This window comes from Streptomyces sp. NPDC002889, assembly GCF_042888425.1.
Classification (GTDB): Bacteria; Actinomycetota; Actinomycetes; order Streptomycetales; family Streptomycetaceae; genus Streptomyces.
The window spans coordinates 234,553-251,721 of the sequence record NZ_JBIAPT010000005.1 but is presented as its reverse complement, the minus strand read 5'-3'; the positions used below and the strand labels follow the sequence as shown (position 1 = coordinate 251,721).

Sequence of the window (17,169 nt, the reverse complement as noted above, 5' to 3'; positions counted from 1 at the left end):
TGTTCTCGCCCGGCAGGGGGCGTGCGGGTGATGGGGGCGGGCAGGGGGTGGCTCAGGACGGTGACGATCACCTTGCCGCGGGTGTGGCCCTCCTGGGTGAGTCGCTGGGCCTCGGCGGCCTGCTCGAGCGGAAACGTGGCGGCCACGTCCACGCGCAGCTGCCCCCGCTCCGCGAGGGCCGTGAGCGCCCGGAGGTCCTCGGCGTCGGGCCGGACGAAGACGTACCGGCCCCCGAGGCCGAGGACGGCGGTGGGTCGTCAGGCAGCCGCGGTGGCGGCAGCCGGCTCGGGGGCCGCCTCGGCGGCGGGCCGGTGTTCCACAAGGGGCGCCTGCTGCTGCCGCTTCAGGCCAACCAGTGCGATGGCCAGGACGAAGGCGAAAGCGAGACCGGCGATGCTGAAGGTCAGGGTGAACTGGCTCTCGGCGGGCAGCGGGGGCACTCCGGCCGGAAGGTGCTCGATGGTCCTGGAGGCGAGCAGCGTGGTGATCAGTGCGCTGCCGATCGAGCTTCCGACGGATCGGGAGATGGAGTTGATGCCGTTGGCGACGCCGGTCTGGTGGGGCGGCACCCCCGCGACGATCAGTGCGGGCATCGCGGCGTAGCCGAGGCTGATGGCCGTTCCAACAGCCATTCCGGCGCCGATCACCGAGAGGGTCGAGGAGTGGGCGACGGCCAGCCACGCGAAGCCGGCGATGCCGGTCACCGCGCTGAGCGCGAGGGTGAGACGGGGGCCGATCCTGCGGATCAGCAGGCCGCCGAACTGGGCGGCGACGAGGGAAGCGATCGTGCTGGGCAGCAGGTACTCGACGGAGGCGCGGAGAACGGATGCGCCGAAGCCGTAGCCTGCGATCTCCTGCGGTATCTGCGCCAGATAGGAGACGCCGAGGAACTGGGCGAACATCCCGAATCCGACGAAGAGGCCCGCGAGGTTGCTGAAGAGCACCGGGCGGTGGAGGAACATCCTCATGTCGACCAGCGGTTCGCGCACACGGCTCTCGGTGAAGGCGAAGACACCGGCCATGACGACCGCTCCGGCGACGCTGCCCAGAGTGCGGGCGGACGTCCAACCCCACTCGTGGCCCTGGGAGATCGGCAGCAGCAGCAGGACCAGGAAGAGCCCGAGGGCGAGAGCACCGAGGGTGTCGGTGCGCCCTCCGGTCTTGGTGCGGCTTGCCGGTACGAGGAGGACGACGGCGAGGAGCGTGACCAGAGCCAGCCCGGCGGCCAGCCAGAAGACGGGGTGGTAGTCGGCGTTCTCGCCGCGGGTCAGCAGGCCGGTGGCGACCAGCGCGAAGCCGCTGCCGAACGCCAGGGTGCCGCTGACCAGCGACATCGCTCCGGGCAGCCGGTGGGCGGAGACCTCCTCGCGAAGTACCGACAGCGCGAGCGGGAAGATCGCCGTGGCGGCACCCTGGAGAACGCGGCCGACGATCAGCCAGAGGAGCGAGTCGGTGGTGGCCGCCAGGACCGAGCCGGCGATCATCACCACCAGCACGCCGATGAGTGTCGGCTTCTTCCCGTGCTGGTCGCCCAAGCGGCCGAGCAGGGGAGTGAAGACGGCTGCGGAGAGCAGGGTCGCGGTGGTGACCCAGCTGACCTCGGCCGCACTGCTGTCGAGGCTGCTCCCGATCAGGCCGAGGATCGGGACCACCAGTGTCTGCATCATCGACACGACCATGGCGGCGAGGCTCAGGACGAGGACGACTGCGATCTCGCGGGAGCGTCGGCCGGGCGGCGGGGCAAGGGTTTGGGACACGGGTGCTCTCTCCGGGCGGGGGCGTGGGGCCGGAGCCTGAGGGGGCTCGGCTCAACGAGTAGATGCTTGATGCACTCAAGCAACGGGATCGACGGTAGAGGTCAATGGTTGAGGATGTCAAACTTTGATCTCCCCTAGACTGGAAGCCATGTCCCGCACCCCCGCCGCGCACCCGGCCTCCGCGACCCCAGCCCCGCAGGGCAGCGACCCCACCTACCTCGAGCTCCTGGAGCGCCTGGCGCGCGCCGCCGCCGGCTACTACCGGGACCTCACCGCCGCAGCCGCGGCACAGGGGCTCACCATGACGCAGGCCAAGATGCTCATCCACCTGCGGCAACCCACGCCCATGCGCGCCCTCGCCGGGCTGCTCTCCTGTGACGCCTCCAACATCACGGGGCTCGTCGACCGGCTGGAGACACATGGACTGGTCTCCCGGCAGCTCGACCCGGCCGACCGGCGGATCAAGAACGTGGTCGCGACGGAAAAGGGCTTGGAGGCCGTCCGCCTGATCCGCGCCGATATGCGGGCTACCTCGGCAGCCTTCAACCGTCTCGACGACGAGGGCCGCCGCAGCCTCTATGAGCTGCTCGGCCGTCTGCACCCCGGCGAGTCGGCCTGATCATGGCCCGGATCCTGGCCCCGCCTGTCACGCGCCCGATTCCACCGTCCACCCGCAGTGCCGACGATGAGCCGTCCATGCCTCGTCGAAGCCAATCGGTGGTGTCGCCGGCGGATCGGCAGGCCGGAGAAGCACCATCCCCGCCGCCGACAACGACTCATCTCGACCCGAAGGCATCCAACAGCAGTTCGTGCGGCCCGAATTCCAGTGCCGGGGCTGTCGCTCGGAGCTCGCGTGCGGCCCTCGATGCCGGGAGAATCGCAGTTCACGGTTGTGTCGGCCGTGGGCGGCATGGGGGGCGTTTCTACTGCACGCGGTGGCCGGGTCGGCCGGCACAACGTCGGCCAGGCCAGGGCTAAGCAGTGTGCTCGACGTACTCGAAGACGACTCCGCCGGGGTGTCGCACGATGGCGTTGCGGCCGGTCGGCACCTGGTTCGGGCCTGAGAGGATCTCTCCGCCGCGCGCGTTCAGGAGAGTCTGCACCCCGTCCAGGTCGTCGACGAGCACGGTGCTCTGGACGTCCCGGTACGGGGCGAGGGCCTCGTCAGTGCCCGCGATGAGCAGGAAGCCGCCGATGCTCGCGACCTCCACGCCGCCGTAGGCGAAGCGCCTCCTGCTCTCCTGGCCTGTCAGGTCGCGCAGGGCAGGCAGGGCACGGTCCAGGTCATCCACGTAAAGCCGAGCCAGCGTGGCCAGCACCTTCATGTCCCGCCCAAGGTCAATTCGACTTTCCCGAAGTGTTGAACGATCGCCATACTAGGCACAGATCCCGAGGAGGAGGAAGCGGATGCGAGCACTACCCCAGCCCAAGCCCGAAGACTTTGATCTGGCGACCGTGCTGCACGCTCTGGGCGACCCTGTGCGGCTGGAGCTGCTGCAGCGTCTGGCGGCGGACGGCGAAACCACCTGCAGCCCCGAGGGGATGACAGTTCCACGCTCGACGCTGTCCAACCATTGGCGCATCCTGCGCGAGGCGGGTATCACGTCCACCCACATCAGCGGGAAGACCCGGCTGGTGACCCTGCGCCGGAACGAACTCGACGCCCGCTTCCCCCACTTGCTCAGCGCAGTGCTGGACGAGTTCACCCGTTCCTTCGCAAACTCCTGATCCCACCTGAACACGACACCGCCGATCACACCCACGTGCGCGCGATGAGCATGCCGGCGCAGGCGTACGGATAGGCGCTGATCGTCGTGCGTTACAGGCGAGTTGGGCGTTGTTCCCATCGTTCGGACTTCGACGTGGAGCGTGCCGGAGGACTTGTGGGAGCGGATCGAGCCGCCGCTGCCGAAGAAGGAACGGCGGTTCCGGTGTCCCGGCCGCTTGCCGGTCCTGCGGATTCGCTTCCCCGGCCCACTCCGCGATTGTCCAGCAGTTCGTGCGCGGCAGGTCCGACAGTAAGCCCAGCACCAACCGTCCAGCCCGAAGCCGTGGTTCGATCCGGGCGAACCATCCCGCGATACGGGCCATGGCCACCTCGAACGCCTCCCGCCAACGAACGGGATCTACGCTGTGGCCCGCGGCCACCGTCTCATCGTTACTCCACGCACGTCACGATGATCAACGGTGGCCGTACTTGTTCCCGAACCGGCCCCACCAGCAAGATCACCATTCCGCCGGAGGACTAGGGTGGTGATCGTGACGATGGAACGGTGGGCATTGGGCGGCGACTTGAGCGTCGCGAGGATCGGCTACGGCGCGATGAAGCTGACCGGTTGGCCGAGGGGCGACCGGCCCAGCCGGGAAAGTGCGCTGGCCATCCTGCGCCGGGCCGTGGAGCTCGGGGTGAACCACATCGACACCTCGCACTACTACTCGCGTGACGGGGTGGCGGCCAACGAGCTGATCCGGGAGGCGCTGCACCCCTACCCGGACGACCTGGTGATCGTGACCAAGGTGGGCGCGCTGGTCGAGGGCTCCGATCTCGCGCTTGCGGACGCGGAGAAGACCGGGCTCACCCCCGACAACCTGCGCCGTGGCATCGAGGCGAACCTGCACTCGCTCGGCGTGGACCGCCTGGACGTGGTGAATCTGCGGATGGGCGACCTCGACCGGACCGAGACACCCTTGACCGCGCCCTTGGAAACACTGCTCGCGCTGCGCGAGGAGGGCCTCATCCGCCATCTGGGCATTTCCAACGTCACAGCCGCCGAGTTCGCCGAGGCCCGCAAGATCGCGCCGATCGCCTGTGTCCAGAACCTCTACAACCTGGCCCGACGCGATGACGACCCACTGATCGACGCTTGCGCGGAGGCTGGCATCGCCTACGTCCCCTTCTTCCCGGTCGGCGGCTTCCAGCCGATCACGGCCGAGCACCTGGACGCCCTCGCCGCCCGCCACCGTGTGACCGTGCCGCAGGTGGCCCTGGCCTGGCTGCTGGCCCGATCGCCTAACATCCTGCTCATCCCCGGCACCGGCTCGCCGGCGCACCTGGAAGAGAACATCGCCGCGGGCGCGCTGAGGTTGAGCACGGAGGACATCGCCCACCTCGGGTAAGGCAAAGGCAGTTGCACAACCCTGCAGCCGTCCTGACCGTTCCATCCGGGACGGTTCGCAAGAAGATCACGATCTACAGCTGGAGTGCAAAGCCCTGGCTTGGCGATGCCGTCCCGTTCTGCGATATGCTTAACAGGAACCTCTGCGCCCGCCGGTCCAGCCCCGAGCAGTTCGACCGCAGCGGCTAAAATTCGATTCTGTCACTCGAGGTTGTGCCGCTCTCGGCGCGCATCGTGACCCGCCGACCTTCGAAGAGTGTATCGAGCGAAAAGCATGTTCGCAGCCCGACCTGCAACAACAGGATCGGGGATATGCCTCGTTGCATCGGGGAGTTGCTGAATTGCCACGAACGCGACCGCCCCGTGGAGAGGCGCCAGCGCGCTGGTTGATCGCGTTCGACAGGCGGTCCGGCGCACGATTGTCGTCGTGAGGGAGATCAGTTCCCATGGACCTGAACACCATCACGGAAGTCATCCGGCGACCGTCCGATCGGCCGGGCGTGGACTGGCGCGAAGGCGACGCTTGGCTCGCAGGGGGAACGTGGCTGTTTTCCGCGGAGCAGCCGAGCCTGCGCCGCCTGATCGACTTGACGGCGTTGCGTTGGGATTCCCTCGTCCCGAGCGACACGGGCCTCGAAATCGGCGCAACGTGCACCATCCGCGACCTGTATGCGTTTGCGTTGCCAGGTGATTGGATCGCGGGCACCCTTTTCGCGAAGAGCTGCGAGGCGTTCTTGTCCTCGTTCAAAGTCTGGAACTCGGCGACCGTCGGCGGCAATATCTGCATGTCTTTGCCTGCCGGCCCAATGATCACGCTGACGGTCGCACTCGAGGCAAAGTACGAACTGTGGGCTCCTGACGGGTCCGCACGCATCGTCGATGCCCTCGATTTCGTGACCGGCGACAACCGGAACATTCTTACTGCCGGGGAAGTCTTGCGGCGCGTCGACATTCCGGAGCGCGCCCTGAGGAAGCGCACCGCGCACCGCCGCTTCACTCTGACCCGCCTGGGCCGTTCGACGGTATTCCTCATCGGTACTCACACGCCAGGAATGAGCGACCTGCAGCTCACCGTCACAGCAGGCACCACACGGCCTGTGCGCCTTGCTTTCGACACCGTGCCCGATGCCCGAACTCTGCAGCAGAGCATCGACGTCATCCCCGCCCACGTCTGGTTCGCCGATCCCAACGGGACCCCCGACCACCGTCGTCACCTGACAAAGCACTTCGCCGAAGAGATTCGTCGCGAACTCATAGCCGGGGGCCTGGCATGACATACATCGTGAACGGCAAGAGCTTCGACGAAGAACCAGACCCCGGCCAGTGCCTGCGCACTTTCCTCCGCTCACTCGGCCACTATGGCGTCAAAAAGGGTTGCGACGCAGGCGATTGCGGCGCATGCACGGTGTGGTTGGACGGCAGTCCGGTACACAGCTGCATCATCCCTGCTTTCCGCGCAGACGGTCGTGAGGTGACGACGATCGAGGGCATCGGATCACCCGGCAACCTGCATCCGATGCAGCGGCAGTTCCGCGACGCCCCGGGGTTCCAATGCGGTTTCTGCACCGCAGGGATGATCATGACGTCGGCAACGTTCACCGAGGCCCAGAAAGAGGACTTGCCACAGGCGTTGAAGGGCAACCTCTGCCGCTGCACCGGCTATCGAGGGATCGAGGATGCCGTGAAGGGCGTCGCCGGAGTAGAGACAGCCGCGCCAGGCAAGGCCGTCGGGACGAGCGTCGGTGCGCCGGCAGCCAACGACGTGGTAACCGGTCGCGCCGAGTTCACGATGGACACCCACATCGAAGGCATGCTGCACCTCAAGGTGCTGCACTCACCACACGCGCACGCCCGGATCGTCTCGATCGACAAGACCGCTGCACTCGCGGTTCCCGGCGTGCATCGGGTCTACACCTGGGAAGATGTGCCACGCAGGCGTTTTACTACGGCGATCCACACCGACCATCTTGTCGATCCGGACGACACCTTCATCCTCGACAACACGGTCCGCTTCGTCGGCCAACGCGTCGTTGCGGTCCTCGCCGACACGGTCGGGGCGGCAGAAGAGGGCTGCCGAAGGGTCGTCGTGGAATACGACGTGATGCCGGCCGTATTCGACCCCGAGGAGGCGATGGCCGAGGGGGCGCCACCGCTGCACGGCGCGGGCGATCCATTCATCCGCGATCCCGTCCACAACATCTTGCTCGAGATCCATTCGCACATCGGTGATATCGGCGCAGGGTTCGCCGAAGCCGACGTGATCCACGAGGGCACGTACTCCTCACCGCGAGTGCAACACGCGCATCTCGAGACCCACGGATCGATCGCCTGGATGGAGAACGGTCGTCTGAACGTCCGCACCAGTTCGCAGTCGCCGTCGATCGCGAAAGTTAAACTCGGACATCTGTTCGCGCTGCGCCCGGACCAACTCCGCGTGTTCTGCAAACGCGTTGGCGGCGGCTTCGGCGGCAAACAGGAAGTGATCTCGGAGGATCTGGTCGCGCTCGCCACCCTGGACACCGGGCGACCTGTCTGCTTCGAGTACACCCGTGAGGAGGAGTTCACGGCGGCTTCGCCAAGGCATCCGATGACGTTGACGGTCAAGCTCGGCGCGAAGGCGGACGGAACGCTCACGGCGTTCCAGGTCCGCAATGTGTCGAACACGGGCGCCTACGGCAACCACGGCGGCGAAACGCTGTATGCAGGCGGCGCCGCCGTCATGATGTACCGCTGCCCCAACAAGAAGTACGACGCGTTGTCCGTCTATACGAACACCGTTCCGAGCGGGGCTTTGCGCGGTTACGGGATGACGCAACCGGCGTTCGCCGTGGAATCCGCGATGGACGAACTGGCACGCGCACTGCACATCGATCCGCTCGAACTGCGACGACGCAATATCGTGCGACCGGGTGATCCGCTCGTCGCCATGCACGACGGCCCCGACGACGTGATGTTCACCGAGGACGGACTTGCGAAGTGCATCGATCTGGTGGATGACGCCATGGCCCGTACAGCCGATGAGCCGTCCCCCGGCCCCGGGTGGCTCGTCGGGGCCGGCGTCGCGAGTTCATTGCACGAGACCGCGCCCCCAACCGAACACATCTCCGAGGCCTGGGTCACCCTTGGCGACGATCTCGTGTACGAGTTGGCCGTCGGAACAGTCGAATTCGGCGAGGGTACGTCGACCGCGCACGTCCAGATCGCGGCCAGCCAGCTGGGCACGACTCCGTCGCGGATTCGCCTGGTGCAATCCGACACCGACCGCACAGGATTCGACACCGGCGCCTTTGCGAGTGCAGGACTTTTCGTGGCGGGCAACGCGGTACTTCGAGCGGCCAACGCTGTGCGTGACCGCATCCTGGAATTTGCTGCCGCGTACACGGGTGTCCATCTCGTGATGTGCTCGATGGACGACGAGGGTGTCGTCTGCGGCGACCAGCGAGTGTCGTTGGCCGAGCTCGTCGCATTGGCCCGAGCGCGAGGAATTCGATTCACCGCCGCGCGCAAGGCCTACGGCTCACCCCGAAGCGTCACCTCCAATACACAGGGGTTCCGAATCGCCGTCCATCGGGTGACGGGTGAGATCCGTATCCTTTACAGCGTCCAGGCGACCGACGCCGCCGTAGTGATCAACCCCGCGCAAGTCCGTGGACAGGTAGAAGGCGGTGTCGCCCAGGGAATCGGCTTCACGCTGACCGAGAATCACCACGTCGACGCGGACGGTGTCATGGTCAACCCGAACCTCCGCAACTATCGCATCCCCACCTATGCCGATATCCCCCGCACCGACCTGCTCCTGGTGGACTCGGCGGATTCCTTTGGGCCCATGCGGTCGAAGGGAATGGCGGAATGCTGTATCAACCCGGTGGCTCCCGCGTTGGCGAATGCGCTCCACGACGCCACGGGCGTCCGCTACCGCGCGCTGCCCCTGACTCCCGAACGAATTTACAGCCGACTCAGCGAAACCCAGCCGGTGTCGACGGGCCTGAGCAAATGACCACCGAAAAGCTCGAAGCCGCGGCGACGGTAATCATCGGTCAGAGGGTTCTGCCCGGACTGGAGCGGGAGTACGAAACATGGCAGGAGGACGTCAACGCCGCTGCCGCCGACTACGCTGGGTACCTCGACGCCGAGATTTCCCCGCCGACACCCCTGCAACCCGACTGGGTTGTCGTGTACCGATTCGACTCGGTAGCCCATCTACAAGCGTGGATCAACAGCGCCACCAGGCAGAGTCTTCTCGATATCGGCAGCAAATATTTTGACGGTCCCGCAACCCAGCAGGTTGTCAGCGGCGGCACGCAACCAACGGATCCGCTCGTGACCGTTGTGGTTACCCACCGCGTCCACCCGAGCCACGTCGACGACTTTCTCGACTGGCAGCGCCACATGAGTCAGGAGGAGAGCAAATTCGAAGGCTTTCGCGGAACCGAGCTTTTCCGCCCGATCGAGGGACTTCAGGACGAATGGACCACGCTGTACCGATTCGACAACGCCGAGCACCTCGATGCCTGGCTGAAGTCGACCGAGCGGCAGGAAGTTCTCACTGAAGGCGAGAAGTTCAACGACTTCGAACTCCGCACGATCGACAACTCGTTCGGCAGTTGGTTCGCCTTCGAAGAGAACGGCAAGGAAGCGCCGCCACCCTCGGAAACCAAAACCGCCATCGCGGTTTGGGTCGGCCTGTACCCGACCGTTGTGCTGCTGACGCTCGCCCTGTCGCCGCTGAAGATGCCGCTCTGGCTCGGGCTGCTTGTCGGCAACCTGATCTCCAGCTTCATCATGAGCTTCCTCACGATGCCCTACTACGTGAACCCGCTGCTCAGACGGTGGCTGCGGCCGTCACCGGACGAACCGGCGGCGAAGACCAACCTCGTCGGCCTCGGTATCGTCGCCGCGGTGACCGTGTTCTGGGGCGTTGTCTTCTACCTCGTTACGACCCGGATCTGGACGCTGCCCTGACCCGGCGACGTCCTGCTGGGATCCGCTGACCGCGTCCAGCAGGGCGGTAACGGTCTCGTTGTACGGTGCAGGGATACCGAAGCGCGCTCCCACGCGTACCACCGCGCCATTGCGTGCGTCGTGTTCGAGGGGGCGGCCGGCAATGCGGTCCCAGAGCATGCTGCTTCCCGCCTCGGGTGGCATGGCCTGCAGCCGGGCGAGGACCTGATCCGCCAGGTCTTCGGGGAGATGTGCCCCTGCAGCTGTGCCGACCAGTCGTGCTTCCTCGACGAGCGCACGGCCGAGCCGGGCGATGTTCGGGTTCCGGAAGACCGGAATGCGCTGCTGTGTCAGCGCGGTGACGGCGCCGTTGGCGACGTTCAGGCACAGCTTCGCCCAGGAAGCGGTCAGAAAGTCGTCGGTCCGGTCGACGGCGACTCCTGAGCCGGCACACAGATTTTCGAAGGCATGCCCGTCCGCGTTGTCCGGCACCACGATCCGCGGCTCATTGAAAAGCTGGATGTGTCCACGCCGCAGCGGCTCGGCCGAGATCGCCACCACGGTCGGCAGGATCCGGGCGTTGCCCACGAGGGGTGCCACCCGCTCATGGTGCTCGACACCGTTCTGCAGCACGGCGACCCGCGTGGCGGGACCGCAGAGCCTGTGCAGCCACTGCGCAGCACCCGTTGTCTGATGGGCCTTGGTCGCCAGGAGTACCCAGTCGGATGTCGTGGCCCGCGTGGCATCGCTCAGTTCGTTGAGCCCTCTGTCCGGCACGGTCTGTGTCGAGCCGTCCGGCAGTTGCAGCCGCAAGCCACCGAGCGGTGATCGCACGCAGACGGTCACCTCGGCCGCACCTGCCAACGCGAGCCGGGCAGCCATGACACCACCGACAGCTCCGACGCCAACCACCGCAACCGACACCATGGGGGCGACAGTAGCGGGCCGTCCCCATGATTGATCGGGCCATCCACGTGACCCGGCGCGGATCGCCCACGACCGGGCGCGGCCGCTGCGGGCAGCCCCATCGAGATACCGCGTCATGGGTGGCACGAATGCTGGGCACAGACCGAGCAGGTGACAACGAGAACTGTGAGGCACATATGAGCGAAGCCGCCCCGCACGCAGCCGACCCCGGCCTGTTCGGACCCGACTCCGTCACCTGGCAGATGCACGGCGACCCCATGATGTGGATCGCCGGGGTGCGGGCGCTGTACCTGCAGGCCCTGCACCCCCGCGCCGTACGCGGCGTCATGCAGAACTCGGACTTCAGAAGGGACGCCTGGGGCCGGCTCCTGCGAACCGCGGACTTCGTCGGCACCATCAGCTACGGCACCACCGAGGCCGCCGAGCGGGCAGGCGCCCGGGTCCGTCGCATCCACGCCCGCCTCACGGCGACCGACCCCGACACGGGCGAGACCTACCCGGTGGACGAGCCCGAGCTGCTGCTGTGGGTGCACTGCGCCGAAGTCGGCTCCTATCTCGAGGTCGCCCGCCGCTCCGGCTTCCGGCTCAGCGACCGCCAGGCCGACCGCTACCTCGACGAACAGCGCGAAAGCGCCCGCCTGGTCGGACTCGACCCGGCCGCCGTACCCGCAGACACGCGGCAGCTCGCCGCCTACTTCGACCGGGTGCGCCCCGAGCTCGCCGCCGGACCCGAGGCACGCGACGTCGACCACTTCCTGCGCCGCCCCCCGATCGGCGCCCTGCTGGTGCCGGCACGCGAGATCGTATGGCGACGCGTGGCCGGCCTCGCCTACAACGCGCTGCCCCCGTACGCCCATGAGCTGTACGGCACGCCGGCCCCCGCGCCGGAACGGGTCACCCACCAGCTGACCGTCACGGGCAGGCTCCTGCGCTGCATCCCCTCCCGTGCCCGCTGGCAACTACCACCGGGTCACATTCTGAAAGCAATGGCACGTCTTGGGGTTGACGCCCGCCCCTCGCCGTACAAACTGCGCAGACAGGCGGCCATACTGGACGGACCGGGGAGGGCGCGGGAAAGCGACGGGGGCGACAGCACGAGATGGCGGAAACCAGGCTGATCCAGGGCCGGTACCGGCTGCTCGATCTCATCGGGCGCGGCGGTATGGGCGAGGTGTGGCGGGCCCGCGACGAATCGCTCGGGCGGCAGGTGGCCGTCAAATGCCTCAAACCACTGGGGTCCCAGCACGACCAGCAGTTCACCCGGGTCCTTCGGGAGCGGTTCCGCCGCGAGGCGCGGGTCGCCGCCGCACTGCAGCACCGGGGCGTGACCGTCGTCCATGACTTCGGCGAGCACGAAGGCGTGCTCTACCTGGTGATGGAACTGCTGGAGGGCCGCAATCTCAGCCAGCTGCTCGACGACAGCAAGCAGCAGCCCCTGCCGGTCGCGGATGTCGTCGACATCGCCGACCAGGTCGCCGACGCCCTCTCCTACACCCATGAGCAGGGCATCGTGCATCGGGACCTCAAGCCCGCCAACATCATGCGGCTGTCCGACGGCGCCGTGAAGATCTGCGACTTCGGCATTGCGCGTCTCGGCGAGGACATCGGCTTCACTTCCAAGCTCACGGGCACGGGTATCGCCATGGGCACCCCGCATTACATGTCGCCGGAACAGATCAGCGGGGACCAGGTCGATCACCGCAGCGACCTGTACTCGCTGGGCTGTGTGCTGTACGAGCTCGCCACCGGCGCCCCGCCCTTCGACCTCGGCGACACCTGGTCCATCCTGGTCGGCCACCGGGACACCGTGCCGCAGCCCCTGCGCAGCCACCGGGGCGAGATACCCGAGTTCTTCGACCGTGTCGTGCTCGATCTGCTCGCCAAGACCCCCGAGAAGCGGCCGGCCGACGCGGGGGATCTGCGCCGCCGGATCCGCGCGGCGTCGATGGCCGCGCAGACCGGTCACCAGGTCGTCCCCGTACAGCGGCGGACCGCATCGCCGGACCCGGCGGCGCCGCGCCTGCCGGCCTGGACCCGCGGGATGGCCACCGGGCCCAAGGCCACGGGAACCACGGCACTGCCGCCCGCCCGGCCCGACCACACGGCCGCACTGACCGGCTCCTGGACCACCCACGGTCCCGCGGTCACCGGCTCCTCGCTCAGCGTGGCCCAGGTGCCCCCGCAGGCCGCACCCGAACGTCCCACCCCGCCGCCCGAGATGCTCGCCGTCCTCGCCAGCCGTCACAACGCCGGTCTCAGCCTCGGTCGGCTGGGCCGATGGGACGAGGCCGGCGAGGTGCACCGGTCGGTCGCCCTGGACCGCGAGAGCGTGCTGGGCCCTGGCCATCCCGACACCCTGGCCAGCCGCTACGAGGTCGGCTTCACCCTCAGCCGCACCGGCCGCGCGGCCGACGCGCTGCGGGAGTTCGGGCAGGTCACCGAGGGCCGCGAACGCACCCTGGGTCCCGACCACCCCGACACCCTCGCGTCCCGTCAGGAGACCGCGTACGTCCTGGGCCAGCTGGGGCGGCACTTCGAGGCCCACCAGCTCTACGCGTCCGTCCTCGCCTCGCGTGAACGCACCACGGGGCCCGACCATCCCGACACCCTGCGCTGCCGCCACAACCTCGCGTTCAACCTCAGTCGGCTCGGACGGATCGAGGAGTCCCACCGGCTGGCGTACGCGGTGGCCGAAGCACGCACCCGGGTGCTCGGCGCCCACCATCCGGACACCCTGGTCACCCGCTACGAGGTGGCCTACGCCCTCGGACTGCTGGGGCGCTGGGCCGAGGCCCTGCAGACCTACCAGGAGGTGACGGCCGCACGCGGCCAAGTGCTCGGTCCCGACCACCCCGACACACTCGCCGCCCGCTACGAGGCCGGCGTCTGCCTGGGCCGGATCGGCCGCAGTGCGGAGGCCGTCGAGCTGTACCGGACCCTCGTGGACGACCGCACCCGCGTCCAGGGACCCGCCGACCCCGAGACGCTGCGCGCCCGGCACGGCCTCGGGGTGAACCTCGGCCGGCTCGCCCGCTGGGAGGAGGCGCTGGCCGAGTCGCGCGAGGTGTGTGCGTTGCGCGAGCGGGTGCTCGGCCCCGATCACCCCGACACCCTCGTCAGCCACCGCGAGGTGGCCGTGGGCCTGGGCTGGCTCGGCCGCTGGGCGGACGCCCTGAAGGTCTACCGGCGCGTGGGCGCCGCGCGCGAGCGGGTGCTCGGCACGGAACACCCCGATACGCTGTCCAGCCGCAACGACGAGGCACACTGCCTCGAACAGCTCGGCCGGCACACCGAGGCCGTGGAGCTCTACCGCCGCGTCGCGGCGCTACGGCAGCGAAGCGGTGCACAGGGCGCGTGAGCAGGGGGTTGCGCGCGCGCCCGAACCGGTTAGGGTCCGGCCATGCCCCCACACACCTCGTACGACGCAGTGATCGTGGGCGGCGGCCACAACGGTCTGGTCGCCGCCGCCTATCTCGCCCGCGCAGGACGTTCCGTCCTGGTCCTCGAGCGACGCCCGATCACCGGCGGAGCGGCCGTGTCCACCCGCCCGTTCCCCGGGGTCGACGCCCGCCTGTCGCAGTTCTCCTACCTCGTCTCCCTGCTGCCCGACAAGATCGTGCGCGATCTGGAACTCGGCTTCGCCGTACGCAAGCGCACCGTGTCCTCCTACACCCCGAAGGGGGACGGCGGCCTGCTCGTGGGCGCCGGCCGCACCCGGGAGTCGTTCGCCGCGCTCACCGGGGGCGAGCGGGAGTACGCGGCCTGGGAGGAGTTCTACGGAACCACCCGCAAGGTCGCCGAGCGCGTCTTCCCGACGCTCACCGAACCGCTGCTGTCGCGTGCGCAGATGCGTGCCGTCGTCGACGACGAGGCGGCCTGGCGGATGCTGTTCGAGGAGCCGATCGGCGTCGCCGTCGAGAGGCGGTTCGCCCACGACCTGGTACGGGGAGTGGTGCTGACCGACGCCCTCATCGGTACGTTCGCCGATGCCCACGACCCGTCACTGGTGCAGAACCGCTGCTTCCTCTACCACGTCATCGGGGGCGGGACGGGCGACTGGGACGTACCTGTCGGAGGCATGGGCGCGCTCACCGACGCGCTGGCCGCCGCGGCGCGAAAGGCGGGCGCGGAGATCAGGTTGCTGCACGAGGCAACCCGTATCGAGACCGACGGCGAACGGGCCGAGGTCACCTTCCGCTCGCCCGACGGCGAGGGCAGCGTCGGGGCACGCCAGGTCCTGGTCAACGCCTCACCGCCGGCACTGGCCGGCCTCCTCGGCGAGGAGGCGCCGGAGCCCGCCGAAGGCGCCCAGCTCAAGGTGAACATGCTGCTGCGCCGGCTGCCGCGGCTGCGCGACCGCTCCGTCGACCCGCGCGACGCGTTCGCCGGGACCTTCCATGTCTCCGAGGGGTACGGGCAGTTGGCGACCGCGTACCGGGAGGCGGCCGCGGGCCGGCTGCCCAGCGCGCCGCCGTCCGAGATCTACTGCCATTCGCTGACCGATCCGTCGATCCTCGCACCGGAGCTGGTGGCCGAGGGCTACCAGACCCTGACGCTGTTCGGGCTGCACACCCCTGCCCGGCTCTTCGCCGCCGACAACGACAAGGTGCGTGCCGAACTGCTGGCCGCCACCCTCGCCCAACTGGACTCGTACCTGGACGAGCCGATCGCCGACTGTCTCGCCCGCGACGAGAACGGCGATCCCTGTATCGAGGCCAAGACGCCGCTGGACCTCGAGAAGGAACTGCGGCTGCCCGGCGGTCACATCTTCCACCGGGACCTGTCCTTCCCGTATGCGAGCGAGTCGACGGGGCGATGGGGCGTGGAGACGGCGCACGCCAACGTACTGCTGTGCGGGGCGGGCGCCGTCCGCGGCGGCGGGGTCAGCGGGGTGCCGGGCCACAACGCGGCGATGGCGGCGCTGGGCCACTGAACCACCGTGAGCCGCAACGCAGTTGGCCACGCCCCTGGGACATCCCCGCGGGGGCGTTCGCGGGGGCCGCCCAGGATGGCCGCAAGCCGTCCTGTGCCGGCCTTTCGTCAGCTGCCGAAGAGGAGTCCGCCTATGAAGAGAACGCCGACGGCGATCCCTGCGTAGGCAGCAGCCTTCGAGGCCGACGGAATGAACACGGCCAGGACCAGGAACAGAACGAGGAATGCCCCGCTGGCCACCATGAGCAGGCCTGCCAGGTCCTTGCTCGTCATGCGACCGAGCCGGGAGATGTTGTCGACGGCCTTGGCGACTATGGCAAAGAGGATGCATCCGCCCAGGATCAGGCCGAAGATGCCGGCCGCGATCTCCTGGCTCTGGCTGGCCAGTTCCGCGTACCCGTGCACGGCGGCCTCCTCTGCCTCCGGGGAGCGGTCGGCCGCCCCTTTGCCAGGAGTGTTGCAATATTTCGTCACCGGTGAACCCTGATCCCGCGAACCAGGCCGTGGAAGAGGTTCCGCAACGGGGCTGCGGCGGGTCAACCCCGGCCAGGGCCACTGTCATCACACGCAGGCAGTGCGGACGTGCGGCTGCCGGGCCGCGGCAGTGCCGGTGAGTGGTGGGCAGTTCTGAGCAAATCGACTGCTCCGTACCCCACTCGCCTGCCGTTCGCTCAGGCACCGGCAGGCAGTGAAGGGGTAGGCGTCGGCCAAGGCAGCGGTTGCCGTCAGTCACCGGACAGCAGGGCCCGTCCCCAGTCGGTCAGGGCGGCTCGGTGCGCTCGCCGAGCTGTGCAGCAGGCACTCACGCGCCCTGCGTGCCGTACCAGCGCCACTCGGTGAGCCGTGGGCGATCGGGGAGGGCGGTGCGTCCAGTCGCCCACAGCAGGATCTCCCAGGCGTCACCATCAATGCCGACATGGGGGAAGAGCTTCCTCAGGACCCGTTCGCACACCTTCCTGGGCGGTGACCACTCCAGATTCAACCCCTGAGTGATGTCATGGGTGTGCACGAGGGTCTCGACAACGGCCATTGCGGCAAAGCCCTCTCGATCCGAGGGCCCAAAGACGTGGTAAGCAGCGGTGGTCGAGGGGGCGGTGCGTAGGACGGACGCGAGCAGGCCACCACACGCCTCCAGGATGGTCAGGAGGCCCTCGGGGCCCGAGTCCCGCTCAACGAAGATGACATTTGCCGGCCCACCGGTTCGGTCACTGCTCGTCCGGAACGGCAACACCGTGGACATCGGCGGCTTCGCGAGCCCGAACCTCGCGGCGTAGGTGAACAGGTCATCGGCCAGATGCTCGAGCGTCTCCCAACACGTCCACTCGAGCGTTCCCGCCTTGGACTCCCACGCCTGGGGATCCGCATCCCTCAGGGCGTCGATGGCCAGTGTGACGACCCGACGCACGTCCGCTGCATCGACTGCGGTGTCTGCGTTGTGCATGCGGAGGATCGTAACAACGGCCGACGTTGGCCTGGGGGTGCCCGATGGTGGGTCC

At 68.2% G+C, this 17,169-nt stretch carries 14 protein-coding genes and 2 pseudogenes; 9 read left to right on the top strand and 7 right to left on the bottom strand.

Annotated elements, in window-relative coordinates; all coding sequences use genetic code 11:
* Nucleotides 1–74: 74 nt before the first annotated feature.
* Together ACFYWI_RS09890 and ACFYWI_RS09885 are read right to left on the bottom strand one after the other, a co-directional pair.
* Nucleotides 75–206, bottom strand: a pseudogene (locus tag ACFYWI_RS09890) (zinc-binding dehydrogenase); the annotation flags it as partial.
* A gap of 51 nt (nt 207–257) precedes the next feature.
* Nucleotides 258–1,757: an MFS transporter gene (locus ACFYWI_RS09885; protein WP_389227989.1), complete on the bottom strand. Its 1,500-nt coding sequence runs from the start codon at nt 1,755–1,757 to the stop codon at nt 258–260.
* A gap of 148 nt (nt 1,758–1,905) precedes the next feature.
* On the opposite strand from ACFYWI_RS09885, the gene ACFYWI_RS09880 reads away from it, so the two are divergent.
* Complete coding sequence (locus ACFYWI_RS09880; RefSeq protein WP_389227986.1) at nt 1,906–2,376, top strand: MarR family winged helix-turn-helix transcriptional regulator; 471 nt, start codon at nt 1,906–1,908, stop codon at nt 2,374–2,376.
* Nucleotides 2,377–2,731: 355 nt separating this feature from the next.
* On the opposite strand, the gene ACFYWI_RS09875 is transcribed toward ACFYWI_RS09880, so the two are convergent.
* The gene (locus ACFYWI_RS09875) at nt 2,732–3,049 is read right to left on the bottom strand and encodes a VOC family protein (protein ID WP_389227983.1); all 318 of its coding nucleotides are present in this window, start codon (nt 3,047–3,049) and stop codon (nt 2,732–2,734) included.
* A gap of 115 nt (nt 3,050–3,164) precedes the next feature.
* Between ACFYWI_RS09875 and ACFYWI_RS09870 the strand changes: the two genes are divergently transcribed.
* Nucleotides 3,165–3,485, top strand: coding sequence for an ArsR/SmtB family transcription factor (locus ACFYWI_RS09870; RefSeq protein WP_389227980.1), 321 nt, complete (start codon nt 3,165–3,167; stop codon nt 3,483–3,485).
* Between the two features lie 216 nt (nt 3,486–3,701).
* Here the strand turns inward: ACFYWI_RS09870 and ACFYWI_RS09865 are convergent.
* A pseudogene (locus ACFYWI_RS09865) lies at nt 3,702–3,848 on the bottom strand (IS701 family transposase); the annotation flags it as partial.
* 174 nt (nt 3,849–4,022) lie between these two features.
* On the opposite strand from ACFYWI_RS09865, the gene ACFYWI_RS09860 reads away from it, so the two are divergent.
* From ACFYWI_RS09860 to ACFYWI_RS09845, 4 genes are all read left to right on the top strand, one after another.
* Nucleotides 4,023–4,874: an oxidoreductase gene (locus tag ACFYWI_RS09860; RefSeq protein WP_389228338.1), complete on the top strand. Its 852-nt coding sequence runs from the start codon at nt 4,023–4,025 to the stop codon at nt 4,872–4,874.
* Between the two features lie 445 nt (nt 4,875–5,319).
* Nucleotides 5,320–6,147: an FAD binding domain-containing protein gene (locus ACFYWI_RS09855; RefSeq protein WP_389227977.1), complete on the top strand. Its 828-nt coding sequence runs from the start codon at nt 5,320–5,322 to the stop codon at nt 6,145–6,147.
* Nucleotides 6,144–8,870, top strand: coding sequence for a molybdopterin-dependent oxidoreductase (locus ACFYWI_RS09850; protein WP_389227974.1), 2,727 nt, complete (start codon nt 6,144–6,146; stop codon nt 8,868–8,870). The genes ACFYWI_RS09855 and ACFYWI_RS09850 overlap by 4 nt, the downstream gene beginning before the upstream one ends.
* A complete protein-coding gene (locus ACFYWI_RS09845) occupies nt 8,867–9,835 on the top strand; it encodes an antibiotic biosynthesis monooxygenase (RefSeq protein WP_389227971.1) in 969 nt (322 codons plus the stop codon). The genes ACFYWI_RS09850 and ACFYWI_RS09845 overlap by 4 nt, the downstream gene beginning before the upstream one ends.
* Here ACFYWI_RS09845 and ACFYWI_RS09840 read toward each other — a convergent pair.
* A complete protein-coding gene (locus tag ACFYWI_RS09840; protein ID WP_389227968.1) occupies nt 9,716–10,741 on the bottom strand; it encodes a 2-dehydropantoate 2-reductase in 1,026 nt (341 codons plus the stop codon). The genes ACFYWI_RS09845 and ACFYWI_RS09840 overlap by 120 nt on opposite strands.
* A 176-nt stretch (nt 10,742–10,917) precedes the next feature.
* On the opposite strand from ACFYWI_RS09840, the gene ACFYWI_RS09835 reads away from it, so the two are divergent.
* Genes ACFYWI_RS09835 through ACFYWI_RS09825 form a run of 3 tightly spaced genes read left to right on the top strand, consistent with a single transcriptional unit; the run spans nt 10,918 to nt 15,674 of the window.
* On the top strand, nt 10,918–11,859 hold the full coding sequence (locus tag ACFYWI_RS09835; RefSeq protein ID WP_389227965.1) for an oxygenase MpaB family protein: 942 nt from the start codon (nt 10,918–10,920) through the stop codon (nt 11,857–11,859).
* On the top strand, nt 11,841–14,099 hold the full coding sequence (locus ACFYWI_RS09830) for a tetratricopeptide repeat protein (protein ID WP_389227962.1): 2,259 nt from the start codon (nt 11,841–11,843) through the stop codon (nt 14,097–14,099). The genes ACFYWI_RS09835 and ACFYWI_RS09830 overlap by 19 nt, the downstream gene beginning before the upstream one ends.
* Before the next feature lie 42 nt (nt 14,100–14,141).
* Nucleotides 14,142–15,674 carry a phytoene desaturase family protein gene (locus ACFYWI_RS09825; RefSeq protein ID WP_389227959.1) on the top strand — a complete coding sequence of 511 codons (1,533 nt, stop codon included), beginning with the start codon at nt 14,142–14,144 and terminating at the stop codon, nt 15,672–15,674.
* A gap of 107 nt (nt 15,675–15,781) precedes the next feature.
* On the opposite strand, the gene ACFYWI_RS09820 is transcribed toward ACFYWI_RS09825, so the two are convergent.
* Complete coding sequence (locus tag ACFYWI_RS09820; RefSeq protein ID WP_389227956.1) at nt 15,782–16,147, bottom strand: hypothetical protein; 366 nt, start codon at nt 16,145–16,147, stop codon at nt 15,782–15,784.
* A gap of 328 nt (nt 16,148–16,475) precedes the next feature.
* Nucleotides 16,476–17,114, bottom strand: coding sequence for a hypothetical protein (locus tag ACFYWI_RS09815; RefSeq protein ID WP_389227953.1), 639 nt, complete (start codon nt 17,112–17,114; stop codon nt 16,476–16,478).
* Nucleotides 17,115–17,169: the final 55 nt, after the last annotated feature.